Origin of the sequence: Ventrimonas sp., assembly GCF_048380235.1 — a bacterium.
Lineage (GTDB): Bacteria > Bacillota > Clostridia > Lachnospirales > Lachnospiraceae > Brotaphodocola.
Window position 1 is genome coordinate 13,818 of sequence record NZ_DBFCCJ010000009.1, and the last position, 23,510, is coordinate 37,327.

The 23,510-nt window shown below is 51.9% G+C and carries 24 protein-coding genes; 1 reads left to right on the plus strand and 23 read right to left on the minus strand.

Annotated features, from left to right (window positions below; genetic code table 11):
• Positions 1-9: 9 nt before the first annotated feature.
• From ACMP1L_RS01235 to mtaB, 16 genes are all read right to left on the minus strand, one after another.
• Positions 10-666, minus strand: coding sequence for a precorrin-8X methylmutase (locus ACMP1L_RS01235; RefSeq protein WP_118733680.1), 657 nt, complete (start codon positions 664-666; stop codon positions 10-12).
• 103 nt (positions 667-769) lie between these two features.
• Positions 770-2,353, minus strand: a complete 1,584-nt coding sequence (locus tag ACMP1L_RS01240; RefSeq protein WP_418451769.1) for a cobyric acid synthase — start codon at positions 2,351-2,353, stop codon at positions 770-772.
• Positions 2,354-2,355: 2 nt separating this feature from the next.
• Positions 2,356-3,108 (minus strand): precorrin-4 C(11)-methyltransferase, encoded by a 753-nt coding sequence (gene cobM, locus ACMP1L_RS01245; RefSeq protein WP_418451770.1) that lies wholly within the window; start codon positions 3,106-3,108, stop codon positions 2,356-2,358.
• Positions 3,105-4,193, minus strand: a complete 1,089-nt coding sequence (cobT, locus tag ACMP1L_RS01250; RefSeq protein ID WP_418451772.1) for a nicotinate-nucleotide--dimethylbenzimidazole phosphoribosyltransferase — start codon at positions 4,191-4,193, stop codon at positions 3,105-3,107. Before cobT ends, cobM begins: the two co-directional genes overlap by 4 nt.
• A gap of 24 nt (positions 4,194-4,217) precedes the next feature.
• Positions 4,218-4,964 (minus strand): precorrin-3B C(17)-methyltransferase, encoded by a 747-nt coding sequence (cobJ, locus tag ACMP1L_RS01255; RefSeq protein ID WP_475544500.1) that lies wholly within the window; start codon positions 4,962-4,964, stop codon positions 4,218-4,220.
• 22 nt (positions 4,965-4,986) lie between these two features.
• Entirely contained in the window at positions 4,987-6,405 is a 1,419-nt protein-coding gene (locus ACMP1L_RS01260) for an FAD-binding oxidoreductase (RefSeq protein WP_418451775.1), read from the minus strand.
• Between the two features lies 1 nt (position 6,406).
• On the minus strand, positions 6,407-7,594 hold the full coding sequence (locus ACMP1L_RS01265; RefSeq protein WP_418451777.1) for an FAD-binding protein: 1,188 nt from the start codon (positions 7,592-7,594) through the stop codon (positions 6,407-6,409).
• Positions 7,595-7,633: 39 nt separating this feature from the next.
• On the minus strand, positions 7,634-8,422 hold the full coding sequence (locus ACMP1L_RS01270; protein WP_418451779.1) for an electron transfer flavoprotein subunit beta/FixA family protein: 789 nt from the start codon (positions 8,420-8,422) through the stop codon (positions 7,634-7,636).
• 187 nt (positions 8,423-8,609) lie between these two features.
• Positions 8,610-9,839 carry a peptidase U32 family protein gene (locus ACMP1L_RS01275; protein WP_418451780.1) on the minus strand — a complete coding sequence of 410 codons (1,230 nt, stop codon included), beginning with the start codon at positions 9,837-9,839 and terminating at the stop codon, positions 8,610-8,612.
• A 23-nt stretch (positions 9,840-9,862) separates the two neighbouring features.
• Complete coding sequence (locus ACMP1L_RS01280; RefSeq protein WP_418451781.1) at positions 9,863-10,504, minus strand: O-methyltransferase; 642 nt, start codon at positions 10,502-10,504, stop codon at positions 9,863-9,865.
• On the minus strand, positions 10,501-10,899 hold the full coding sequence (locus ACMP1L_RS01285) for an endolytic transglycosylase MltG (protein WP_418451783.1): 399 nt from the start codon (positions 10,897-10,899) through the stop codon (positions 10,501-10,503). The genes ACMP1L_RS01280 and ACMP1L_RS01285 overlap by 4 nt, the downstream gene beginning before the upstream one ends.
• 7 nt (positions 10,900-10,906) lie before the next feature.
• On the minus strand, positions 10,907-12,577 hold the full coding sequence (locus ACMP1L_RS01290; RefSeq protein ID WP_475544501.1) for a ribonuclease J: 1,671 nt from the start codon (positions 12,575-12,577) through the stop codon (positions 10,907-10,909).
• A gap of 572 nt (positions 12,578-13,149) precedes the next feature.
• Positions 13,150-13,419, minus strand: a complete 270-nt coding sequence (locus tag ACMP1L_RS01295; protein WP_243025860.1) for a DUF1292 domain-containing protein — start codon at positions 13,417-13,419, stop codon at positions 13,150-13,152.
• 21 nt (positions 13,420-13,440) lie between these two features.
• The gene (gene ruvX / locus ACMP1L_RS01300) at positions 13,441-13,860 is read right to left on the minus strand and encodes a Holliday junction resolvase RuvX (RefSeq protein ID WP_118733665.1); all 420 of its coding nucleotides are present in this window, start codon (positions 13,858-13,860) and stop codon (positions 13,441-13,443) included.
• A 100-nt stretch (positions 13,861-13,960) separates the two neighbouring features.
• Positions 13,961-14,221, minus strand: a complete 261-nt coding sequence (locus ACMP1L_RS01305) for an IreB family regulatory phosphoprotein (RefSeq protein ID WP_118534026.1) — start codon at positions 14,219-14,221, stop codon at positions 13,961-13,963.
• Between the two features lie 33 nt (positions 14,222-14,254).
• Positions 14,255-15,583, minus strand: coding sequence for a tRNA (N(6)-L-threonylcarbamoyladenosine(37)-C(2))-methylthiotransferase MtaB (mtaB, locus tag ACMP1L_RS01310; protein WP_418451785.1), 1,329 nt, complete (start codon positions 15,581-15,583; stop codon positions 14,255-14,257).
• Positions 15,584-15,741: 158 nt separating this feature from the next.
• Here mtaB and ACMP1L_RS01315 point away from each other — a divergent pair, with 158 nt between their 5' ends.
• Entirely contained in the window at positions 15,742-15,975 is a 234-nt protein-coding gene (locus ACMP1L_RS01315; RefSeq protein WP_118534028.1) for an HPr family phosphocarrier protein, read from the plus strand.
• Positions 15,976-16,042: 67 nt separating this feature from the next.
• On the opposite strand, the gene thiI is transcribed toward ACMP1L_RS01315, so the two are convergent.
• From thiI to ACMP1L_RS01350, 7 genes are all read right to left on the minus strand, one after another.
• Positions 16,043-17,224 (minus strand): tRNA uracil 4-sulfurtransferase ThiI, encoded by a 1,182-nt coding sequence (gene thiI, locus ACMP1L_RS01320; protein ID WP_418451787.1) that lies wholly within the window; start codon positions 17,222-17,224, stop codon positions 16,043-16,045.
• A 20-nt stretch (positions 17,225-17,244) separates the two neighbouring features.
• Positions 17,245-18,399, minus strand: a complete 1,155-nt coding sequence (locus ACMP1L_RS01325) for a cysteine desulfurase family protein (RefSeq protein ID WP_418451789.1) — start codon at positions 18,397-18,399, stop codon at positions 17,245-17,247.
• An 18-nt stretch (positions 18,400-18,417) separates the two neighbouring features.
• Entirely contained in the window at positions 18,418-19,155 is a 738-nt protein-coding gene (locus ACMP1L_RS01330) for a 16S rRNA (uracil(1498)-N(3))-methyltransferase (protein WP_418451790.1), read from the minus strand.
• A gap of 11 nt (positions 19,156-19,166) precedes the next feature.
• Positions 19,167-20,123, minus strand: coding sequence for a 50S ribosomal protein L11 methyltransferase (gene prmA / locus ACMP1L_RS01335; protein ID WP_118733670.1), 957 nt, complete (start codon positions 20,121-20,123; stop codon positions 19,167-19,169).
• Positions 20,124-20,162: 39 nt separating this feature from the next.
• On the minus strand, positions 20,163-20,924 hold the full coding sequence (locus ACMP1L_RS01340) for a sulfite exporter TauE/SafE family protein (protein WP_118733671.1): 762 nt from the start codon (positions 20,922-20,924) through the stop codon (positions 20,163-20,165).
• 117 nt (positions 20,925-21,041) lie between these two features.
• A complete protein-coding gene (locus ACMP1L_RS01345) occupies positions 21,042-22,334 on the minus strand; it encodes an AMP-binding protein (RefSeq protein ID WP_418451792.1) in 1,293 nt (430 codons plus the stop codon).
• A 30-nt stretch (positions 22,335-22,364) separates the two neighbouring features.
• On the minus strand, positions 22,365-23,504 hold the full coding sequence (locus ACMP1L_RS01350; protein ID WP_373245160.1) for a thiolase family protein: 1,140 nt from the start codon (positions 23,502-23,504) through the stop codon (positions 22,365-22,367).
• Positions 23,505-23,510 lie beyond the last annotated feature (6 nt).

A 23,510-nucleotide genomic window follows, 5' to 3' on the forward strand; every position in this document is an offset into this window, starting at 1 on the left:
AGTTTTAAGCTATTTGCCCGATTTCTGCGTCCTGGTGACCTGATACATCAGCGCATTGCACACAGCTGCCGCAATATTACTTCCGCCTTTTCTTCCGCGCGCCACGATGCATGGCACACTCGACTGACAGATGAGCTCCTTCGACTCTACTACATTTACAAAGCCCACCGGGGTTCCGATGATAAAATCCGGATGGATCTCACCCTTCTGCATCATCTCATACAATCGAATAAGGGCCGTCGGCGCGTTGCCGATGGCAAAGATGACCGGTCCGGCAAGCGTTGCCGCGCGTTCCATACTGACGATAGCCCTTGTCACGCCCCGCTCCTTCGCCTCAGCCGCCACATCCGGATCTGCCATAAAGCAGCGGACCGTTCCGTTTAGCTGTTTGAGTGCCGCCTTGTTTACACCGGCCAGCGCCATGTTGGTATCCGTCACGATGGTAAAGCCCCTGCCGCTCTTCATCAGATTTACTGCCAGCTCCACCGCTCCATCAGAAAAATAGAGATTGCTGGCATAATCAAAATCCGCCGCGGTATGGATACAACGCTTCACCACAGCCAGCTCACCCGGTGTCCAGTTTCCTTCCGGCATCTCAGCTTCGATGATGGCCATACTGCGGGCCTCGATCTCCTCCGGCCGAACCCACTGCATTGTTTCTATCATAATGTTATCCTTTCCATTTTTTTCCTGTTCAAACCTGGATGTTCTTTCAACATGCAGATTGTCCACATGCATTCCCGGCTTCATACCAGGTTCCTGTCTGTCTTTAGGACTCGTACTCTTCCATAATCTTATAGACCGCCTCCATATCCAGCGACTGGCGCACCAGATCTGCCAGCTTATCATACTGGCTTTCCTTATATTCTTCCATACTTTGTGCCTTTGCAGTCAGGCTGATGCCTTTCTTTTCTGCCAGCCTGGTCAGAATCGCTCCGGTAAACTCCAGATTATCAAACAGGCCGTGGAGATAGCTTCCGAACACCAGGCCATCGGCCCGGACAAAACCGTCCATGCGGCCGTCTGCAAGGCAGATTGCCGGGGTAACACTGTGATCTGCCCGGGAGGCATTTCCTGGCTGCTGTCCTGCACCCGCCTGCTGCGAGCCATTCAAGCCCGACCCTGCCTCAGCCGGAAACGTCTCTCCCATATGGATCTCATACCCCTTCACGCTCTGCCCGGTCACCTGGCCATAAACTCCAGCTGCTGCCATCACCATTCCTTCTGTCCGGGTTCTGGTTTTCTCTGCCGCAAAGATGGTCTCTGCCGCCAGAAGTCCCATGCCCCGCATGGTACTGCCCGGTTCCCCTTCCACACCATGCGGATCAGAAAGCTGTTCACCAAGCATCTGATAACCGCCGCAGATTCCGATCACCGGAACTTTCTGTTCCTCCACCAGCCGCCAGATCATGGCCTCCAGTCCGCTCTCCCGCAGCCATTTTAAGTCAGCCATGGTATTTTTCGTTCCCGGCAGAAGGATCAGATCCGGCTGTCCCAGATGTGCCGGCCGGTCCACATAGCGCAGAGAAACGCCATCATAATGTTCCAGCGCATTGAAGTCCGTAAAATTGGAGATATGCGGCAGATGGATCACCGCCACATCCAGGCCGTCCTGCGCCTTAGTCCGCACCAGACGGTCGGACAGGCTGTCCTCATCATCCAGATCGATCTGCTCCATGGGGATCACGCCCACCACCGGAATGTGAAGCCGCTCCTCGATCATGCGGAGTCCCGGCTCTAGAATCTTAACATCACCACGGAATTTATTGATGACGAGACCCTTGATACGGGCCCGCTCCTCCGGCTCCAGCAGACTGACGGTTCCATATAATGATGCAAACACGCCGCCCCGGTCAATATCTCCCACCAGAAGCACCGGCGCATTCGCAATCTTTGCCATCCCCATATTCACGATATCATTGTCCCGCAGATTAATCTCTGCCGGACTTCCGGCACCCTCCAGGACAATGGCATCAAACTGGCTTTCCAGCCTCTCGAACGCCTCCCGGACTGCCGGAATAAATTCCGTTTTGCGGCGGTAATAATCCATGGCTTTTAAATTTCCGAACACCTCGCCGTTTACGATCACCTGGCTTCCCATCTGGCTGGTCGGCTTTAGCAGGATCGGGTTCATGTCCACGGTAGGCGCGATTCCAGCCGCCTCCGCCTGCATGGCCTGGGCCCGCCCGATTTCCAGTCCATCTTTGGTAATGTAAGAGTTCAGGGCCATATTCTGGGATTTAAACGGTGCTACGGAGTAACCATCCTGCCTTAAGATCCGGCACAGGGCCGCCGCCACGAAGCTCTTTCCGGAATTGGACATGGTGCCCTGGATCATGATCTTCTTTGCCATTTCTAAACCCCCTTGCGGAATTCCGTTGTAAAATGCGCATCGTACAGTCTGGAAAGTTCAAAGGTATCACCAAGGAACCTGCCTACGGTTACCAGTGCTGTCTTACGGATGCCTGCTTTCTTTACCTTCTGCGCAATATCCGTCAGCGTTCCCTTGACGATCTTCTGATCCTCCCAGGATGCCTTATAGACCACAGCGGCCGGAGTATCTTCCGGATAACCACCGGCCTGCAGCCGTGTGCTTAATGTCTCAATCTCACCTACACTTAAGAAAATCACCATGGTAGCCTGATGCACTGCCAGCGCTTCAATCTGTTCCCGCTCCGGCACTGCAGTGCGTCCTTCCATGCGGGTTAAGATCACGGTCTGGCTGACTCCCGGCAGCGTGTACTCCCGCTTTAAGCTGGCTGCAGCCGCCAGGAAGGAACTGACTCCCGGCACGATCTCATAAGGAATTCCCATTTTTTCCAGTTCCACCATCTGTTCCCGGTGGGCGCCGTAAATAGATGGATCTCCGGTATGGACACGGACAACTTTTTTTCCTGCCGCCACGCCGCGCTTCATCACATCCAGTACCTCTTCCAGGTTCATGGTGGCGCTGTTGTAAATCTCCGCTTCCGGCCTTGCCCCGGAAAGCACCTGAGGGTTCACCAGGGAACCGGCATAAATGATAATGTCTGCCTCATCGATCAGACGTTTTCCCTTCACGGTGATCAATTCCGGATCTCCCGGTCCGGCTCCGATAAAATAAATCATACCTGTTCCTCCTCAAAATTCTGATATGCGTCAACGTGAATGTTTTCAAAGGTACTGTTCTCCCGGTACACAGCCTCCGCCATATCAAGCAGCGGAAACAGCATCACGGCTCCGGTTCCCTCGCCCAGTGCCAGGTTTCCATAAATACTTGCCTCCAGCCCAAGCGTTTCCATTGCCATGCCGCAGGCCGGTTCCTTTCCCATATGTGACGGAAGCAGAAAGTCCGTAACCAGCGGACAGAATTTCCGGGCCAGAAGCGCTGCCATCAACGAGATCAGGCCATCCAGTACCACCGGGATCCGGTAAATAGCCCCGCCCAGCATCAGACCGCACATACCTGCAATATCAAAGCCGCCCACAGCTTCCAGGACCGCCAGCGGGTCCTCCGGATCCGGATGGTGCAGCGCAATAGCCTCTTTGATCACCTCTATTTTCTTTTCCAGTCCTGCGTTGGAGAGCCCGGCTCCACGCCCAGTCACAATTTCCACCGGTGCCTGCAAAAGTACGCTGGCCACCGCGCTGCTGGTGGTGGTATTGCCAATTCCCATCTCCCCCACCGCCAGAAGATCATATCCGGTATCTTTGAGCTCCGACGCAAGACGGATTCCGGTATGAAGTGCCTCCAGCGCCTGCTCCCGGCTCATGGCCGGTTCCCGGCGCAGATTGCTAGTCCCATTTGCAATGCGGCAGTTGCGGACCCCAGGCTCTTTAATCTCTCCCATAACTCCAATATCCACCGGTATCACATCTGCCCCGGCCACCGATGCCATACGGTTTACACTGGCAATGCCCCGGGCAAAATTTTCTGTAACCACCGCTGTCACGCTGCTGTCCGTCTGGGTCACGCCCTCAGCCACCACACCGTTGTCCGCGCAGAATACCACAACCGCTTTCCGATCTATTTTGATATCTTCCGTATTCTGAATGCCTGCCACTTTGGTTAAAAGATCTTCAAACCGACCAAGCCCGTACAATGGTTTGGCAATTCCATTCCAGTGGCGCCTTGCCGCGTCCACTGCCCGCTCATCCGCAGCACGCACACTGCGGCAGAGACAGTGAAGCTGCTTCTCCAGATATTGTTCCATGTTATGTCTCACTTTCTACGTTTTTCAGATCCGGTAGCCCCGCGGTGTCACCATCCGCTCCCCGATCCTTTTTGTCTGGGAATTTCCGATAAACACCGTGGTAAACATATCCACCCGGGTATCGCGAAGCTCACTGAGCATCAGAACCCGGGCGTTCTGCCCTTCCCTGCCAATGTTGCTCACAATGCCGCAGACCCGGTCTTCCTTTATCTGTCCCAGAATGATATCGCAGGCCCGTTTTAAATAATCTGCCCGTTTTTTGCTGGACGGATTGTAGATACAGATGGAAAAATCCGCCTCCGCCGCACAGCGAAGTCTTGTCTCAATCTTCTCCCAGGGCGTTAAGAGATCACTTAAACTGATGACTGCAAAATCATGCATCAGCGGAGCACCAAGCACTGCGCCGCCGGCCAGGGCTGCCGTCACGCCGCTGACCACTTCCACCTCACACTCCCGATACTCCTGCTGTAATTCCAGGATCAGCCCGGACATGCCATACACGCCGGCATCGCCGCTGCAGACCATGGCCACGGTCTGACCCTTCTTCGCCTCTTCAAACGCCATGCGGCAGCGTTCCACCTCCTGGCGCATGGGCGTAGTCAGAAACTGCTTCTCCGGGAAATGTTCCCGCAAAAGATCCACATACACGGTATAGCCAACGATCACATCACTCTGCTCCAGCGCCCTGCGCGCCTCAAACGTCATCTGCTCAAAATTTCCCGGCCCCATGCCGATCACATACACAAGCTTCCTCACCTGATTGCTCCTCATCCTTCCTGCTGTTTTCATGGATTTATTCATCAAAGGTAATGATCTTTCCCGGATTCAGGATCAGCTTCTCATCAAACGCCAGCTTGATGGACTGATACAGCTTATACATCCGGTCTCCCACGAACGGCTTTAAGTATTCAAGACGTCCGTTTCCGATTCCGTGTTCGCCGGACAACTGACCGCCAAACTGTTTGGAGACACCGTAAAGTTCGGTGAAGCAGGCTCTGGTTCCTCTAATCCAGTCTTCGTCGCTCATGGAGGCGTCGCGCAGCATCTCGGTATGAATGTTTCCGTCACCGGCATGGCCGCACGGCTCTACGCGGATACCGTACTTGGCACCGATGCTTTTTGCCAGGCGTACATATTCCGCGATCTTTGCCCGCGGTACGACCACATCGCACTCCTCCTGCGCCACGCTCTCGGCCTTCATGCCCTCAAGGATTGCGCCGCGCACAGACCACACAGACGCAATACGTTCCGGCGTGTCGGCAATGTAAACGTCGATAGCTCCGGCCTCCAGTGCCGCATCCGACGCTTCGGTGCAGGCAGATAAAAGTTCCTGCTCGCTTCCCGCGTCATACATGACGATCAGCACCGCGTCACCTTCTTTCACCGGCAGCAGCTTATGAAGATTGCGCTCCACAATGTCAATCAGCTCCCGCTCCAGAAACTCAATAGCGGTCGGCACAGCTGCCATCTGTAGAAGGCACGGCACCATGTCGATGCAGCTTTCCAGACTTTCAAACGGCATCACCAGGGTACGGGTAAATTTCGGTGCAGGCATCAGCTTTAAGGTCACTTCCGTGAGAATGCACAGAGTTCCCTCGGAACCGATCACCAGGTCTTTGACATCGTAACCGGTGGTGTTCTTCACGACATTGGAGGAAAACTGCACGATCTCGCCATCCGGCAGCACGGCCTCGATGCAGCGGACAAAATCACGGGTCAGGCCATAGCGGACAGCACGCATGCCGCCCGCGTTGGTGATGACATTACCGCCGATGGACGCAGTCTTTTCGCCTGGATCCGGCGGATAGAACAAGCCTTCTGCCGCTGCGGCTGCGGCCACTTCGGTTAAAAGCATGCCAGGCTGAACAGTCATGGTCATGTTGGCCTTGTCCAGACAGATCATCCTGTTCATTTTCATAACAGACAGCAGAATGCCGCCGTACTTACAGTTTGCGCCGCCCGCAAGACCGGTACCGGCTCCGCGGACCACCACCGGGATATTCTGCTCCCAGGCGTATTTCATGATCTTGCTGACTTCCTGCTTATCCAGCACTTCCACATAAAGTTCCGGAGGAAATACGCCATACTCCGGCATCTCATCGTGGTAATATTCTCTCGCGATCTCATCGCCGACCCAGACACGCTCCGGCGCAGTCACACTGCGAAGGTAAGCGAAATCCTCTTCAGTCATTTTTTTGTATGGAAACGGCATATCACTCACCATCCTTTCTGTTTTTTACATCGTTCAAAAGCTCCGGCAGCACCGCGTACAGATCGTCCCTGATGGCAATATCCGCGATGTTAAAGATCGGCGCCTCCGGGTCATTGTTGACCGCCACAATGCACTCGGCACTGTTCATGCAGGCGGTAAACTGGATCGCACCGGATACGCCAAAAGTCAGGATCAGCTTCGGTTTTACCGTTCGTCCAGACAGACCGATCTGGTGCGCGGTGTCTCCATATCCGTCCTCGATCATCGGGCGGGTAAAGCACAGCTGGCCCCCCAGAAGCTCTGCCAGCTCTTTTAACTGATCCAGTGCTTTGCCTGCGCCGCGTCCCGCAACCACCAGCACATCTTCCTCCTCAATGGAGCGCACATGCTCCAGTACCTTTGCAGAGAGTACCTCAATGCGGGAGCGGACCATGTCCTCTGACACAGGACAGACGGTTATCTTACCGGATGGTTTTTCTACCTTTTCCGCGCGGTCCATCACTTTATAGCGGACTGTGGCAAACTGCGGACGAGACTCACTGATGACGATCTGGGCCATGATATTTCCGCCAAATGCCGGGCGGATCTGTACCAGATCTGTATTGGATTTCATCTCCAGCTTCGTGCAGTCAGCAGTCAGGCCGGTGTGGAAGCGGGTGGAAAGGCGCGGTGCCAGGGAGCGCCCCAGGGAAGTTCCGCCAACTAACACGACCGACGGGCGCAGCTTGGAGATGCAGTCAGCCACAGCATCTGCGTAACAGTCTGCCTTAAATCCGGCGAAGCCCTCATGCTCATAGACGAACACTTCATCTACGCCGTAGGGCAGAAGCTCCTTCGCGTTCTCCGCAGTTCTGGCAGTTCCCACCATAACCGCATAAACCTTATAGCCAACCTTCTTTGCCAGCTTTCTGGCTTCTCCGATCAGCTCGAAGACCACCGGATGCATCTTGCCGCGCTCCTGCTCTGCGTATACCAGGATGCCATTCCAGGTGCTCTTATCCTCACCGCCGGCTTTCTGTTCAAAATAGAGTGCCTTGCTCTGGCACTGTCTCACGCAGACGCCGCACATGCGGCAGTTTTCATTTAAGGTAATTCCTGTTTTTTCCATGGTGATGGCGCCAAACGGACATTTATCGATGCAGGCTCCGCAAAGGGTGCAGAGCTGCGGATCAAACCGTAATAACTTCATATGTTTTTCCTCCGATTTTTCTATTCCGGCCTGTCAGGCTCAGATGTATTTTCGCTCTGCAAGCAGCTTTGTCAGCTGCTCTGCCTTTTTCGCTGCGGTTCCTTCCAGTACCACACTGGCTGCCCCTGCCTCCGGCGCAAAGATGCGCTCAACCCGGGTCGGAGAGCCGACTGCGCCAAAACGGGTCAGATCCGGTCTTGGAAGATCATCAAAGGTTACCACACGCACCGGTCGGTCCTTCGTCTCTTTGGTCAGACGCCAGGATGGAAGTCTCGGAACGCAAATATCCTTGTCCACAGTAACCAGGCATGGATACTGCATCCGGGAAATCTGGGTCACGCTTCCAAAATCCTGTTTTAACGTAATCTGCTCCGCATCTGCTTCCTCAATGGCAGATACCCACGCGCAGTGCGGGATATGCAAATGTTCAGCGATGGCCGGACCGATCTGGGCAGTATCACCATCTGTGGTCTGACGTCCGCAAAGGATCAGATCTGCGCCTCCCAACAGCTCAATGCCCTGAGATAATGTATACGAAGTTGCCAGCACATCCGAACCGGCAAACTTGCGGTCACTTAAAATAACACCTTCATCAGCTCCCATACTGTAGGCGTCACGGATCATGCTCTCTGCCTGTCCAGGTCCCATAGTCAGCACCGTAACGGTACCTCCGGTTTTTTCACGGATCTGCAGCGCGCACTCCAGTGCGTAGAGATCATACGGATTGGTACGCTGTCCCGCGCTTCCCCTCTTAAGGTTGCCGGTCTCCGGATCGATGTCAACCCTGGAGCTTGCCGGAACCTGTTTCATACATACAATAATCTTCATGCTACACAGTCCTTCCTGTCTTAACGTTTATTTCTGCCTTATCTGGTCATGCCAGTTCCGATGATATCTGATATTGCAAAATAGTTTCATCAGTTGTGTTCCAGTATAGCACGTCAACGTGTTAAAGTCGACATGTATCAAAAATTATTCGCAAAAGCCCCGGCTTTCGCCAGGGCTTCTTCTAGATTTATTCCATTTCACTTCTCCGCAAAATATCATACGGGCTGACCTCGCTTCCAAGATCTACCCATAAGACCTGCTTCGGATACGGTGCGCTCTCCATGGCGTTTCCGTCCTCATCGGTGATGCCTTTTACGGTGACCAGTACATTACGGCCATTCGGCTTCATGATCTCGATCTGCTCGCCCACAGAGAACTTGTTCTTCTGCTCAATGCGGCAGCAGCCGTCCTCCCGGACTTCCTCTACCGTGCCAAGATAGGTATAGTTCTTGACGTAGGTATTGCTGTCATAAATCTGGCTGTCGGTCGTCGGCTTTCCGAAGTAAAAACCGGTGGTAAATTCACGATACGTGCATTTGCCGATTTCTTCCTTGTACCACTCCATATTTTTCCGGTACAGAGCCGGATCCTTCTTGTAATCGTCGATTGCCTTGCGGTAGGTGCGGGCTACGGTAGCCACATAGAGAGCGGTCTTCATGCGGCCCTCGATCTTGAAGCTGTCGATGCCGGCATCTACAAGCTCCGGGATATGCTCGATCATGCACAGGTCCTTGGAGTTGAAGATATAGGTTCCGCGCTCATTCTCATAAACCGGCATATACTCGCCCGGTCTGGTCTCCTCCACAACAGAGTACTTCCAACGGCACGGATGCGTACAGGCTCCCTGATTAGCGTCTCTTCCTACCAGGAAGTTGCTCAGCAGGCAGCGGCCGGAATAAGAAATACACATTGCTCCGTGGATAAAGCTCTCAATCTGCATATCCTCCGGAATATGGGCACGGATCTCTCTGATTTCCTGTAAGGAAAGCTCTCGCGCGGATACCACACGCTTTGCGCCAAGCTGGTGCCAGAACAGATAGGTTCCGTAGTTGGTATTGTTTGCCTGGGTGCTGACATGCAGTTCCATATCCGGAAGCACGCGCTTTGCAATGGCGAACACACCCGGATCAGAAATGATGAGGGCATCCGGACGGATATCCTTTAACTCCTCAAAATACTGCTCCACACCGGCCAGGTCATCATTGTGCGCCAGGATATTGGCAGTGATATAAACCTTAACGCCCCTCTCATGGGCAAAGGCAATGCCTTCCTTGATCTCTTCGTTAGTAAAATTCTTTGCCTTGGCTCTGAGACCGAAGGCCTCACCGCCCAGATATACGGCATCGGCACCATAGATGACTGCTGTTTTCAACACATCCAGGCTGCCTGCCGGAATTAATAATTCTGTGTCTCTCATACTATTTTTCCTATTTCAGTTTTTTATCGCTTCACACTCAGTGCCACACCATCTCCGATCGGCACCACGCTGGTCTGAAGCTCCGGCATATGGGTCAGGGTGTACAGATACTCCCGCATGCGCGCGTGGATCGTACGGTTCCGGCGCTCCACCGCAAACCGGGACTCAATGATATCTCCGTCCTGCAGTACATTATCGGAAAACAGCACACCGTTTGCAGACAACAGCCGGAGAATATCCGGCAGCCAGTGGATATACTGCCCCTTCGCCGCATCCATGAAGATAAAATCAAACGGACCTTCAAGCTTCTTTAAGATTTCCCCTGCATCACCCTCAAGCAGGGTAATGCGGTCAGAAAGTCCCGCCTCCTCAAAGTGACGGCGTGCCACCGGAATGCGCGGCTCATATTTTTCAATGGTTATGATATCCGTTCCCTCCGGCATGATCTGCGCCATCAGAAGGGCAGAATAGCCTACGGCTGTTCCAACCTCCAGAATGTGCTCCGGCTGTTTTGCCGCCACCATGGCCTGCAGAAAACTTGCCGTTTCCTTCCGGATAATGGGTACACGGCCCGCCCGTGCGTCTTTCGCGATCCGGTCACAGAACGCGCCATGCCCCTGATCCAGGGAATGGATATACTGGGTGATCCGGTCCTGGTCCATCATGACGTCTTGTCCCCCTCTTCTTCTGTTTTCTCATTCAGGATCTGAAGCATCTTTTTTGATGACATGGAGGTGTTCAACGTATAGGTTCCCGGCTGGATTTCATAATCATAGAACTTCATCTGGATCCGCATGGCAAGCTCGTTGTCGATCAGTCCGTCTTTTTTCAGTTTGTGGATCGTGTCAGAATCCTTCTGCCCGTCCGGTATCGTGACTGTAATGTCGCGGCCCGGTGCCTGCTCCACCGAACTTTCATAAAACAGGGAATGGCCAAAGGCATAGCCTCTTGTGATGCCCTCCGCAAGCAGAAGGATCACAAGGGCATAAAGGATCAGCTTTCCCGAAATTCCGATGACCGTTCCGGTCACCTTATTGATATCTCTGGTGATATGGCTCATCTTTGGCCTACTCAACCTCCATAATGATCGGCAGAATCATCGGATTCCGCTTCATACGCTTCCACATAAAGTCGCTTAAGCTGTCGCGGATCATATTCTTTAACTTGCCCCAGTCGGTCACATGGCGGCTCAGGCAGTCTGCAACAGCGTCATCTACCACACGCTTTGCCTCATCCATAAGGTCCTCAGACTCTCTCACATATACAAAACCGCGGGATACGATATCCGGTCCGGCCAGCAGCTGGTTGCTGTAACGCTCCAGGGTCAGAACGACGATGATGATACCGTTCTGGGCCAGATTCTGGCGGTCACGCAGCACGATGTTTCCGACATCGCCCACACCAAGACCGTCTACCAGGATGCCGCCGTGCTGTACATGATCCACAACCTTGCAGGAATCCTCGCAGATTTCCACAACATCACCGGAGGACATAATGAGTACATTCTCCTTCGGAACGCCGATCGCCGTTGCGATGGAGCGGTTTGCTACAAGATGGCGGTACTCACCGTGTACCGGAAGCGCAAACTTCGGATGCAGCAGGGAGTAGATCAGCTTGATCTCCTCCTGGCAGGCATGGCCGGATACGTGGGTATCTTCGGTGATCACCTCAACACCGCGCATAGCCAGTTCATTGATAACCTTGGCTACCTGCTTCTCATTGCCCGGGATCGGGGTGGAGCTCATAATGACAACATCGTTCGGTTTGATGGATACCTTGCGGTGCATGCCGGATGCCATACGGGACAGCGCCGCCATGGACTCACCCTGGCTTCCTGTGGTGATCAGGACTGTCTGCTCATCCGGATAATTCTTTAACTGATCAATTTCGATCAGGGTGCCATCGGAAATGTTGATATAGCCCAGTTCATTGGCTGTTCCGATAACATTGACCATGCTTCGTCCTTCTACCACAACCTTACGTCCGTACTTCTCAGCAGTAAAGATGATCTGCTGCACACGGTCTACATTGGAAGCAAAGGTTGCAACAATGATACGGTTGTTCTTATGCTCCGCAAAGATGGCATCAAATGTCTTTCCTACCGTACGCTCAGAAGCAGTAAAGCCCTTGCGGATGGCGTTGGTGCTGTCGCTTAAAAGTGCCAGAACGCCCTTTCTTCCCAGCTCGGCAAAACGTGCCAGATCAAAGGCATCGCCGAATACCGGAGTGTAATCAACCTTGAAGTCTCCGGTATGCACGATGATGCCGGCCGGAGTGAACAATGCCAGTGCCGCGGAATCCGCAATGCTGTGGTTGGTCTTGATGAACTCCACGCGGAAGCAGCCAAGGTTCACAGACTGGCCGTGCTTTACCACCTTGCGCTTAGTGCTCTTCATCAGGTTATGCTCTTTTAACTTATTCTCGATCAGGGCAATAGTCAGCTTGGTTCCGTATACCGGAACATTGATCTTCTGTAAAATGTAAGGCAGGGCGCCGATGTGATCCTCATGTCCGTGGGTGATCACGAAGCCCTTGACCTTGTCGATATTGCGCTCCAGATAGGTGACATCCGGGATAACCAGATCGATTCCGAGCATGTCATCCGTTGGGAATGCAAGACCGCAGTCCACAACTACAATGGTATCTTCATATTCAAAGGCGGTGATATTCATACCGATCTGCTCCAGACCGCCTAACGGGATAATGCGTACCTTCGGCTTGGAGCTGGTATCTGCCAGCACATTCTTTGCCTTGGGAGTTCTTGCCGGTTTCTCGTTTTTGGCCGAACGCTCTGCTCTGACCGGTTTTTCTGCTCTGTCTGCACGCTCTGTCCGAGCCGGTTTCTCTGTTTTTTCCGCTCTGGCTGCTGTGCTGCGGGTACCTCTCGGAGTTTTCGGTTTTCTTTCTTCCTGTGTTTTCTCATTCTCAGAGGACTCCGCGCCCTCCGCCCGCTTCGGTGCTGCAGTTCTCGGTCTTCTCGGTCCTCTGCTGCGGTTATTTCGTGCCGGGCGTTCACTCTTTTCTTCTTTTGCTCCGTCATTTACCGGAGCACCACCCGCTTCGTTTCCGATACCTGCTGTATTCCGTTCTTTTTCCGCATTCTGCTGCGCATCCTGCTTTGCTTCCACAGCCGGAGCAGCCACATTCTGCTCTGCCACTTTTTTTCTGGAAACAAACTCTGCCAGTTCAGCCAGCACGGATTTTGCTTCCTGCTGAGGTGCCTGCACATATCCGTCAGCCGGCTTATCGTTCTGATTGTTCTGATTCTCCATGCTCAATATTTTCCTCCAAATTTATTGTCCATTAAAGCTTACTTCTGAAGCTCTACTTCCATATCTTCCATCAGTTCGGTAAAAATCTTAAAAAGATAATCCATTTCGTCATCGTTCTCGACGAATTCATATACGGCTTCACTGTCCTCTGCTTTGGACACATCTTTTAAAATATAACATTCACCGTCTTCCTCTTCTTCTGAATCAGTTACCAGAAGATAATTCATGCCATTGATACGGGTTTCCTCCAGGACAAAAAAATCCACAGCTTCCCCGGTATCAGTCTGCAGGGTAATTTTCTCTTCCATCACGGTCTCTCTCCTGTCCATTTACTTCAGGGAGCCCAGATAAGACTGCAGGATCAGGGTTGCCGCAATCTTGTCGATCACCTTTTTCCGGTCTTCTCTGCGTACTCCGCTTTCTATCAGAATCTCATTTGCTTCAATAGTTGTCAGGCGCTCGTCCCACAGAACGACCGGCAGACCGGTCCTGCGTACCAGCATATCGCGAAATTCTTCCGTTTTCTGTGCACGTTCCCCAATAGAATCATCCATATTTTTAGGATATCCCAAAACGATGGTTTCAACCTGGTATTCTTCCACCAGAGCCTCGATCCGGGCAAGAGTCTTGCGCAGTTTATTCTCCTCTTTCCGGGTAATGGTCTCCACCCCCTGGGCGGTCATGCCCAGCGGATCGCAGACTGCTACCCCTACTGTTTTGGAGCCATAGTCCAGTCCTAAAATTCTCATAAAATATTTCCTTTGCTTTGATACATGGTAACACAAAACTGCCAGCCTCTCCGGACGGATATGGCTGGCAGGCATCTTTCGTTATATCTGCACAGGCTTGTTACTTTAACCTTGCGTCAATGTAAACAGACATCAGTTCTTCCAGAATTTCATCACGTTCTACCTTCATGATCAGGCTTCTGGCGCCCTTATGGCTGGTAATATAGGTCGGGTCTCCGGACATAATATATCCTACGATCTGGTTTACCGGATTATAACCTTTCTCCGTCAGCGCCACATACACCTGTTCCAAAACCTGGCTGACATCCATTTTGTTCTCCTGTACTGCTTTAAAAAACTGTGTGTTATGAATTTCGCCCATGTTCTTCACGTCCTTTAACTATTCTTTTATATTCTATACTACTTTCCAGGATTCGTCAAGTAAGAGGACTTCATCATTTAATGCCTCTTTCAGGACACCTTCGGTCATTTTATTTTTCAGATCATCCGCATATGGGACCACAGCTTTTACATATTCCATGGTATGGCCGATCATGTACGCACGGCCTCCGATCTCGGTTTTTTCTTCCAGAAGCACCGTTTTTTTCTTGCCTAGGAAGCTCTCGCGGTAGGCCTTTGACATCTGTTTTTCCAGCAATAGCAGTGCCTCACTGCGAACATTTTTTATCTGCTCCGGCACCTGCTCCGGCATGCGGTCCGCACGTGTTCCGGCGCGTCTGGAGTACTTGAAGATGTGCATCTCGTAGAAGCCGATCCGCTCTAAAAATGCCTTTGTCGCTTCAAACTCTTCCTCAGTCTCACCCGGAAAGCCCACGATCACGTCCGTGGTGATTGCCGGATTGTCAAAATATCTGCGCAGGATATCGCAGCCTGCTGCATATTCCTCCGTAGTGTAATGGCGGTTCATCCGCTTTAAGGTTTCATCACAGCCACTCTGTAAGGACAGATGAAAATGCGGGCAGAACTTCGGCATGGAAGCCAGCGCCTTTGCGAAATCATCGGTAATGATGCGCGGCTCCAGGGATCCCAGGCGGATGCGGTGGATTCCCTCCACCTCATGTACCTGCCGGATCAGGCTTAACAGGTTCTCATTCTCTTCTTCCTTAAAATCCACACCGTAGGAGCTTAAGTGAATCCCTGTCAGGACAACCTCCTGATAGCCTGCTGCCGCAAGTTCCCGCACCTCTGCCACAACCTCCTCCGGTCTGCGGCTGCGGACACGTCCGCGGGTATAGGGGATGATGCAGTAGCTGCAGAACTGGTTGCATCCATCCTGAACCTTTAAGAATGCGCGTGTATGATCGGCTATTTTATGAATGGAAAGGCGCTCGTACTCATGAGTCTCATTGATCTCGATCACATGGCTGCTGTCCGTACGGTCTTTAAAATACTCTTCCAGGATCGGAACCAGATCCTGCTTTTTGTTGTTTCCGATGATGACATCTACCGCCAGATCCGCTTTCAGCTCCTCTGCTGCAGACTGGACATAACAGCCGGCAGCAACTACGACCGCCTCCGGATTCTGTTTTTTTGCCCGATGCAGCATCTGTCTGGACTTACGGTCCGCGATATTGGTCACTGAGCAGGTATTGATAATATAAACATCGGCTTTTTCGTGGAAGGACACGATCTCATATCCGGCCTCTTCCAGAAGCTGCTGCATGGCTTCCGTTTCGTAGGAATTCACTTTACAGCCCAGATTATGCAATGCTGCCGTTCTCATATTTTTTCTCCTTAATTTCTAACATACATTTAACCTGTTTTCATGGAAACTCCCTATTGACTTTCCCCCGATATCTTTGTAAAATTTATCATAAGGCGAAAGAGTTTTTCATCCATACGCCAAGATTAAAAAGGTAACCATTTAAGGAGGTTTCTCACATGAAAACAGTTCGTATTTCTTTAAATTCTATTGATAAAGTAAAGTCTTTCGTAAACGACTTAACCAAATTCGATGTTGACTTTGATCTCGTATCCGGCAGATATGTCATCGATGCAAAATCCATCATGGGTATCTTCAGCCTGGATCTTTCCAAGCCGATCGACTTAAACATCCACGCTGAGGCTGGTATCGATGAGATTCTGGAGACACTTTCCCCATACATCATCAAATAAACAATCGTTTCTATGATTTTTAATAAGGATACTCCAATCGGAGTATCCTTTTTTTCATTTCAAAAGCTTAATCGCACCAGATGACTTCCTCGGTCTCCAATGCTGTCCTGACCATCTCGTCGATCTTCTCTTCCAGCTTGGTCTCCGATTTGTGGATGATATTTAAGTTCGGCTTTGTTACCGGATGCTTTGCCACGAAAATGGTGCAGCAGTCCTCAAACGGCTGAATCGAAGTCTCAAATGTTCCGATCTTCTCGGAAATGTCAATGATCTCCTGCTTGTCAAAGCCGATCAGAGGACGGAATACCGGCATAGTGCAGACCTCGTTGGTCGCTGCCAGGGACTGAACCGTCTGAGATGCCACCTGACCGATGCTCTCGCCGGTGATAAGAGCCAGGGAATCACTCTTCTTCGCGATTTCCTCCGCAATCTTCATCATGTAACGGCGCATAATGATGGTAAGCTCCTCATGCGGACACTGCTCGTAAATGTAGAGCTGGATATCGGTAAAGTTTACGACATGAAGCGGAATCGGGCCGGAATAGCGTGCAACCAGCTTGGCCAGATCCACAACCTTCTGCTTTGCGCGGTCGCTTGTGTATGGCGGAGCATGGAAGTAAACTGCATCAATCTTGACACCGCGCTTTGCGATCATGTAGCCTGCCACCGGGCTGTCAATACCACCGGATAAGAGCAGCGTTGCCTTTCCGTTGGTTCCAACCGGCATACCGCCCGGGCCCGGGATCATCAGAGAGTAAATATTAACAACCTTACGGATCTCCACATGCACCAGAACATCCGGATGATGCACATCTACAGAAGTCTCCGGGAAGGCGTTTAAGATCACCTCACCAAAGTCACAGTTCATCTGCTCGGAACGGACCGGATAGTTCTTATCCGCACGTCTGGAATCCACCTTAAAGGTGAAGTGCTTATCCGGGTAAACCTGGTCGATGTAATCCACAACGACCTTCTTCAGGTTTTCATAATCCTTATCCTCAAGCTGCATCATCGGACAGATCCATGCAATGCCGAAAACCTGCTTCAAAGCCTCGATCACCTCATCGTAATCATACTCGCTGAGAGCCTGCACGTAAATACGGCCGGACTCCTTGGAAGCGATAAAGGAACCCTCCACCTTTTTCAGCGCGTTCTTGATCTGCTTGATCAGCGCGTCCTCAAAAAGGTAACGGTTTTTTCCCTTGGTACCGATTTCTGCGTACTTAATCAAAAATGACTGATATACCATATTTTCCCTTTTATCCTTTCTTAACCTCTCTGGTAACGGCGCAGGACCGGAACCAGCTCCTTTAATACATCAATGGTGTAATCAACTTCTTCTTTCGTGTTGAAGATGCTAAAGCTTATGCGAATGGTGGAATCCAGAAGTTTCTGGGCCACACCGATTCCCTTTAAGGTTCCGCTGATGCCCGGATGGTTTGAGGAACACGCAGAACCGGAAGAAACATAAATACCTTTATCTTCCAGTGCGTGCAGCAGCACCTCACTGCGCACACCCTCAAAGCTGACACTGACGATCTGCGGTGCACTTGCCTCTCCCTTTTTGCTGTTGATCACGGTTCCTTCGATTTCTCCAAGACGATCGGTCATGTAATCCTTCAGCCCGATCAGCTTCTGTATCTTTTCCGCATGGTCCGTGTACATCTCCTTTACGGCAGCTCCGAACCCTGCCACACCCGGAACATTCTCGGTACCGGAACGCATGCCGGCCTGCTGGCCGCCTCCATAGATCAGAGGTTTAATCTTCACGCCACTCCGGATGTATAAAAATCCAACTCCCTTCGGTCCGTGAATCTTATGGCTGCTGACAGAAAGCAGGTCAATACCCTGCTTTTTCGGACGGATCACATATTTTCCGTATGCCTGAATGGCATCCACATGGTACAGCGCAGACGGATTCTTTGCCTTGATGACCCTGGAGATTTCCTCTACCGGCTCCACAGCGCCCACCTCATTGTTTACATACATGGTAGAAACCAGAATGGTGTCCGGACGGATTGCCTCTTCAAGTTCCTTCAGGCTGATGTGCCCGTCATGGTCTACCGGAAGAATGGTCACTTCAAAGCCAAGCTCTTCCAGCACGCCCAGCGGATTGTATACAGACGGATGCTCAATTGCCGTGCTGATGATATGCTTACCGGCTCTCTGATTTGCCCATGCCGTACCGATCAGAGCCATATTGTTGGACTCAGAGCCGCCGGAGGTAAACAGGATTTCCTTTTCCTGTACCTTCATGCTGTCCGCGATGATTTTTCTTGCCTCGCGGATATACTGCTCTGCTTCCATGCCCTTGCGGTGCTTGGAAGCCGGATTGCCATAGTCCTCTGTCATTGTTTTTACCACAATATCCTTCACGCTGTCCAGAACTCTTGTGGTTGCTGAATTATCAAAATATGCTTCCATTCTATCTCCTATCGTAATTTACTGCTCTAGCTGGAACATCAGGATGGAAAGCATGGTCATGCCTGCAGTCTCGGTCCGCAGGATGCGCCGGCCCAGGGTAATGGGATGAATGCCTTCCGCCATAGCTGACTCCACTTCTTCTACATCAAATCCGCCTTCCGGCCCGATAAAGATTCCCACACGCATACCGGGCTTAACCTGTTCCAGAATAGCCCTGGTCTCTTTCATGCCCTCTGCCAGTTCATACGGGATCAGATTTACCTCGAAGCCTTTTGCATAGGCAAACGCTTCCTTCATTGTCAGCACACTGTGAACCTGGGGGATCATCATACGGCCGGACTGCTTGGCCGCACTCTCCGCAATGGTATTCCAGCGTTTTAACTTGGATTCTTCTTTTTTCCGGTCCAGCTTTACCACGGCCCGGCGGGTTGCCACCGGAATAACCTCATGCACGCCCAGCTCCACGGCTTTCTGAATGATAAGCTCCATCTTATCACTCTTTGGCAGGCCCTGAAACAGATACAGCTCTGCAGGAAGCTCACTTAAGTTAGTGTCCTCCTCCAGGATTCTGGCCCGGATTTCCTCCCCTCCGATGTTCTCCAGTTCACAGATGTAGCTGCGGGAAATGCCATCACGGATCCCCACCTGCTCTCCTGCCTTCATCCGCAGGACATTGCGGATATGATTCACGTCCTGACCGGTGATCACGGCATAACCGTCCGCGATCTGCGCCGGTGTTACAAAAAAATGATACACGCTTCTGCTCCTTATTTTCTGCGGGCGGTGATCGATACCCAGTCGCCCTGGTAAGTGGTCTCCACGATCTCAAGCTCCGGATTGGCGTTCATGGCATCTTTGACATCCTGCTCCTTGGTATTTATGATGCCGGAGGTGATGAACATACCACCATGCTTGATGTGTCTGCAGATCTCGCCCTGCAGCATGATGATAACCGGTGCCAGAATATTGGCTACCGCGATGTCATAGCACTCATATCCGGCCTCGTCCTGAACTGCCTTGTCATCAATGATATTACCCTGGACCACATGGAAACGGTCTGCCGGAATATGGTTGGATTCCAGATTCTCACCTACAGCCACAATAGCGTTCTCGTCCAGATCAGTACCAAACACGCTCTTTGCGCCCAGCTTTAAAGCTGCGATGCCGAGAATGCCGCTTCCGGTTCCCACGTCGATGATTTCAGAATCCGCATTCACATACTTACGAAGCTGACGGATACACAACTGTGTAGTCTCATGCATGCCGGTACCAAACGCGGTACCTGGATCGATCTGAATGAGCAGCTTGTCCTTATGCTCCTCCGGGATCGTTTCCCAGGTTGGTTTAATCAGGATATCATCAACGGTAAAGGGCTTGAAGTACTGCTTCCAGTTATTGATCCAGTCCTTGTCCTCCGTTTCGGATACGCTTAAGGTGCGCTCACCCACATTCACAAACTCTGCGATCTCATCGAGTCCTGCATTGACCTGATGCATGATATTCTCCAGGTTGCTTAAATCTTCCACATAAAAGCTTACCTTCGCGGTACCGTCATCCGGCGGAAGCTCCGGAAGAATGTCGATGAACATCCCCTTGGTGTCTGCGTCAGACAGTGGTACGTTATCCTCGATCTCAATTCCCTCAATGCCGATCTCGTCCAGCATGCTGCTGATCAGGTCAACGGCCTCCGTCGTGGTCTTTAAGGTAAATTTGGTCCACTTCATAGATACTCTCCTTTTTTCTTTATATAAATGTCTTTCCTGTCAGATTCCTGTTACAATTTTGACAAACAAAATAACCAGTACAATCAGAATCAGCGGACGGACGATCTTCTGTCCGTTGCTCACTACAAGACCGGAGCCGATATAATTTCCGGCAATACAGAACACGGCCGCTGCCATTCCCAGGCCGTAATAGGCCGTTCCGTTAAGCAGGAAATTGATCAATGCCACCAGATTTGACGTCAGATTCAGTATCTTTGTCATAGCCGATGCCTGATGCACATTCAAATGCGCAATTCCGGTCAGAATGAGAAGATAAAACGTACCGGTTCCAGGTCCGTAAAAGCCATCATACATACCGATCACAAAGGCTACCGCCATACTGATACAAAGCATAGCCCTGACCGGCAGCGCCTGCTGCTCCGTTTCCGCCCCCATGTTCTTATTGCGAAGCACATAAAATGCCACGATCGGGAGCACCACCATCATCATATGCTTTAGCACCGTATCGCTTACCATCATGGAAAAGCTGGAGCCAAGATAGGAGCCGGCCAGAGCCGTAAAGCAGGCACACACGACTGGCAGAATCAGCTGTTTTCCCTTCAGATATCCCTGTTTCAGATACCGCCAGGTGGATATGCTGGTTCCGAGAGTTGATGATAGTTTATTGGTTCCAATGGCGAAATGAGCCGGAACCCCGGCAATGATATAGGCCGGAAGAGAGATCAGTCCTCCACCTCCTGCTATGGAGTCAACAAATCCCGCCAGAAACACCAGCGGGCATACGATCAGATACTGTAACATAAATACGTTCTCTTTTCTAATAGCAAGCGCTAAAAATTGACAAAATGCCACGGATATCAATATAACATAGAATCCGCGGCATTACAAGTTACCAATAGTCTGTATTTTTTTGTATTTCTATATCAGATCGCGTTTCCGGACTTTTCCGCTCTCATTCTTTGGGAGCGTTTCCAGAAATCTGATTTCCTGCGGGATCTCACCGGCAGAGAGTCGTCCGGCCAGCTGCGCACGCAGTCTTCGCTTCATCTCCTGTTCCTCCTGCTGCCGCTCTGCTTTTGTACCTGCTCCGATCATCAGCGGCTCCAGGACCACCCAGGCCGTCAGCATATCATGATCGCCCCGGGAATCTGCTTTGACCGCTGCCTCCTTCACCTCCGGCACATCCAACAGCGCATTTTCCACCCGGATGGATGAAACTTTCCTTCCATTAATATTACAGATATCATCTCTGCGGCCATCAAAATAAAGATTTCCATTTTCATCCCAGTGGCCATAGTCCCCCACGAAGGTATCCGCGCCAGCCCCCACCACTCCGTATGGCGTTGTCACATGGATCCTGCCATCCTTCAGGCAGATGTCTACACCCGGGAAATTTCTGCCGATCAGGGTTTTATCCTCCCCCATATCCCGGCCATGGACATAGCTTACATAGTTCAGTTCGCTTGCACCGTAATACAGGATCAGATCCGCCTCCGGGAATATACGCTGAACTGCCTGCGCCTCTGTGCCGCCAAAGCTCTGGGAGCCGCTCAGGACCAGCCTGACATGCCGGTTTGTCTGTTTTTCCGGCTCACGCTCCCGCTCATACACCTGCTTTAGCGCACGCAGCTTTGCCGGGATCAGGTAGATTCCATCTGCCCGGTATGCTTCCAGCTGATGCTTCCAGAGTCTCGGATCAAACAGATCACAGGCAATCACTGCAGCTCCTGCAGAAAGCTGCGCCAGATACAGGTTCAGATTCCCGGTAAATGCCAGGCTTCCCTGCGCAAACAGACGGCTTTCTCCGCTTATGTCAAAAATCCGGTTCTGGGTTTCAAAATATCCATACCAGCTCTCAAATGTTCGGAACAAAAGCTTTCCGTTGCCGGTTGTTCCGGATGTCATGACCGCCATGCAGGCATTGTCCGGAATTTCTGCCTCAAAAAAAGCATCCGGCACTGCGGTATCCGCCGGAACAATAAGCGGCACCGCCCCGGTTCCCTGACAGGCCAGAAACGACACAAGCTGCTCCAGAATGGAGGTTTTCCGGATTACAGCAAGCTGTTGTTTCCCTCCCTCCAAGCGGAACCGCCTTTGTTGTTCCAACGCCAGATCCACAAGATTTCCGTAGGTATAAACATGGTCAGAAAAAACCAAGGCCTCCCGGTCCCGCTCCACCGACTGCACCATTTCCAGATAATTTTTCATCATTTACTTTTCCTTCTTCCAGGTCTGCCGGCTTTATCTGCGTTCCAGCAAAATTGCGCTGCCAATGCCTCCGGCTGCCGCTGCAGCACAGATGCCATAATGCCCTCCGCAGGATTCCAGGGATTTTAAAAGATGCAGGATAAGCAGTGCTCCTGAAGCTCCATAAGGATGTCCATAGGCCAGCGCGCCTCCAAACCGGTTGTAGCGTTCCCGCATTCCCGGAAAAGCCCGGTCAAACAGTACATCGATCACCGCAAAGGCTTCATTCACCTCAAAAGCATCCACCTGGTCATAAATAAGTCCGGTCTTTTTCAACAGCTTTTCCACTGCCAGAACTGCTGTTTTCGGACTCATGAGCGGGTCGCCGCCCACAGCGGTCCCAAAACGCAGCACCGCCGCCGGAATCAGGTTATGACGTTTTCCATACTCCTCCGAACAGAGTGCCACAAAAGCCGCGCCATCATGCATCAGACAGGCATTGGCTGCGTTGATTGCGCAACCGCCCGGCAGAAGATACGGCAGACGGTCCATCAGCTTCTGGCTCATGGAAGCACGGATTCCCTCATCCTTACAGCTTCCCGCCACTGAAACCTGGATGTCCGATAAAAGGCCCTCCTGCGCAGCCTTTGCTGCCCGATGGTGGCTCTCCAGTACCCAGAAATCCTGTTCTTCTTTTGTCACGTGTTCCGATATCGCAGTGCGCTCTGCTCCCTCCAGCATGATCTGCTCTCCATGCTGTCCGGGAGCAAACCGTGCGACCGTCCAGACCTTATCCTTCTCATAATCCGGATGGTTCGGATTCCACATTCTGAGTGGCTGGGTGGATGAGCTTTCCAGTCCGCCGGCAAGCACCAGTTCTGCCAGACCACTCTCGATCTTTGCTGCTGCCTGTGTGACTGCCTCCAGGGCGGAACCACACTGCAGATCCAGAGTCACAGCCGGAACCTCCCGGTCAATTCCTGCAGTCAGGGCCGCAAGGCGGGTCATATTTCCACCCCCGCCCACCGCGTTTCCTCCAAGGATAAAATCAATATCCTGCTCCGCAAGCCGGTATTTTCTGATGACAGCCCTGAGCACCTCCGCCCCCAGGACCTCCGCAGGTACATTCCGGTACATCCGGTCCTTCACACCGATAAAGCTTCGCATTCCTCCAAGGATCCAAACCTTTTCCATGCCCAT

Bases quoted from the DNA above. Each gene is read 5' to 3' on its own strand.
- ACMP1L_RS01240 (WP_418451769.1), bottom strand. From the start codon at position 2,353: ATGGCAAAGAAGATCATGATCCAGGGCACCATGTCCAATTCCGGAAAG.
- ACMP1L_RS01260 (WP_418451775.1), bottom strand. From the start codon at position 6,405: ATGCCGTTTCCATACAAAAAAATGACTGAAGAGGATTTCGCTTACCTT.
- mtaB (WP_418451785.1), bottom strand. From the start codon at position 15,583: ATGAGAACGGCAGCATTGCATAATCTGGGCTGTAAAGTGAATTCCTAC.
- ACMP1L_RS01325 (WP_418451789.1), bottom strand. From the start codon at position 18,399: ATGGAAGCATATTTTGATAATTCAGCAACCACAAGAGTTCTGGACAGC.
- ACMP1L_RS01315 (WP_118534028.1), top strand. From the start codon at position 15,742: ATGAAAACAGTTCGTATTTCTTTAAATTCTATTGATAAAGTAAAGTCT.
- cobT (WP_418451772.1), bottom strand. From the start codon at position 4,193: ATGGAACAATATCTGGAGAAGCAGCTTCACTGTCTCTGCCGCAGTGTG.
- ACMP1L_RS01270 (WP_418451779.1), bottom strand. From the start codon at position 8,422: ATGAAGATTATTGTATGTATGAAACAGGTTCCGGCAAGCTCCAGGGTT.
- ACMP1L_RS01295 (WP_243025860.1), bottom strand. From the start codon at position 13,419: ATGGAAGAGAAAATTACCCTGCAGACTGATACCGGGGAAGCTGTGGAT.
- ACMP1L_RS01235 (WP_118733680.1), bottom strand. From the start codon at position 666: ATGATAGAAACAATGCAGTGGGTTCGGCCGGAGGAGATCGAGGCCCGC.
- ACMP1L_RS01345 (WP_418451792.1), bottom strand. From the start codon at position 22,334: ATGATGAAAAATTATCTGGAAATGGTGCAGTCGGTGGAGCGGGACCGG.
- ACMP1L_RS01275 (WP_418451780.1), bottom strand. From the start codon at position 9,839: ATGAGAGACACAGAATTATTAATTCCGGCAGGCAGCCTGGATGTGTTG.
- ACMP1L_RS01280 (WP_418451781.1), bottom strand. From the start codon at position 10,504: ATGATGGACCAGGACCGGATCACCCAGTATATCCATTCCCTGGATCAG.
- cobJ (WP_475544500.1), bottom strand. From the start codon at position 4,964: ATGAGGAGCAATCAGGTGAGGAAGCTTGTGTATGTGATCGGCATGGGG.
- ACMP1L_RS01340 (WP_118733671.1), bottom strand. From the start codon at position 20,924: ATGTTACAGTATCTGATCGTATGCCCGCTGGTGTTTCTGGCGGGATTT.
- ACMP1L_RS01305 (WP_118534026.1), bottom strand. From the start codon at position 14,221: ATGGGCGAAATTCATAACACACAGTTTTTTAAAGCAGTACAGGAGAAC.
- ACMP1L_RS01285 (WP_418451783.1), bottom strand. From the start codon at position 10,899: ATGAGCCATATCACCAGAGATATCAATAAGGTGACCGGAACGGTCATC.
- cobM (WP_418451770.1), bottom strand. From the start codon at position 3,108: ATGATTTATTTTATCGGAGCCGGACCGGGAGATCCGGAATTGATCACC.
- ACMP1L_RS01265 (WP_418451777.1), bottom strand. From the start codon at position 7,594: ATGAAGTTATTACGGTTTGATCCGCAGCTCTGCACCCTTTGCGGAGCC.
- ACMP1L_RS01350 (WP_373245160.1), bottom strand. From the start codon at position 23,504: ATGGAAAAGGTTTGGATCCTTGGAGGAATGCGAAGCTTTATCGGTGTG.
- thiI (WP_418451787.1), bottom strand. From the start codon at position 17,224: ATGGTATATCAGTCATTTTTGATTAAGTACGCAGAAATCGGTACCAAG.
- ruvX (WP_118733665.1), bottom strand. From the start codon at position 13,860: ATGAGAATTTTAGGACTGGACTATGGCTCCAAAACAGTAGGGGTAGCA.
- prmA (WP_118733670.1), bottom strand. From the start codon at position 20,123: ATGAAGTGGACCAAATTTACCTTAAAGACCACGACGGAGGCCGTTGAC.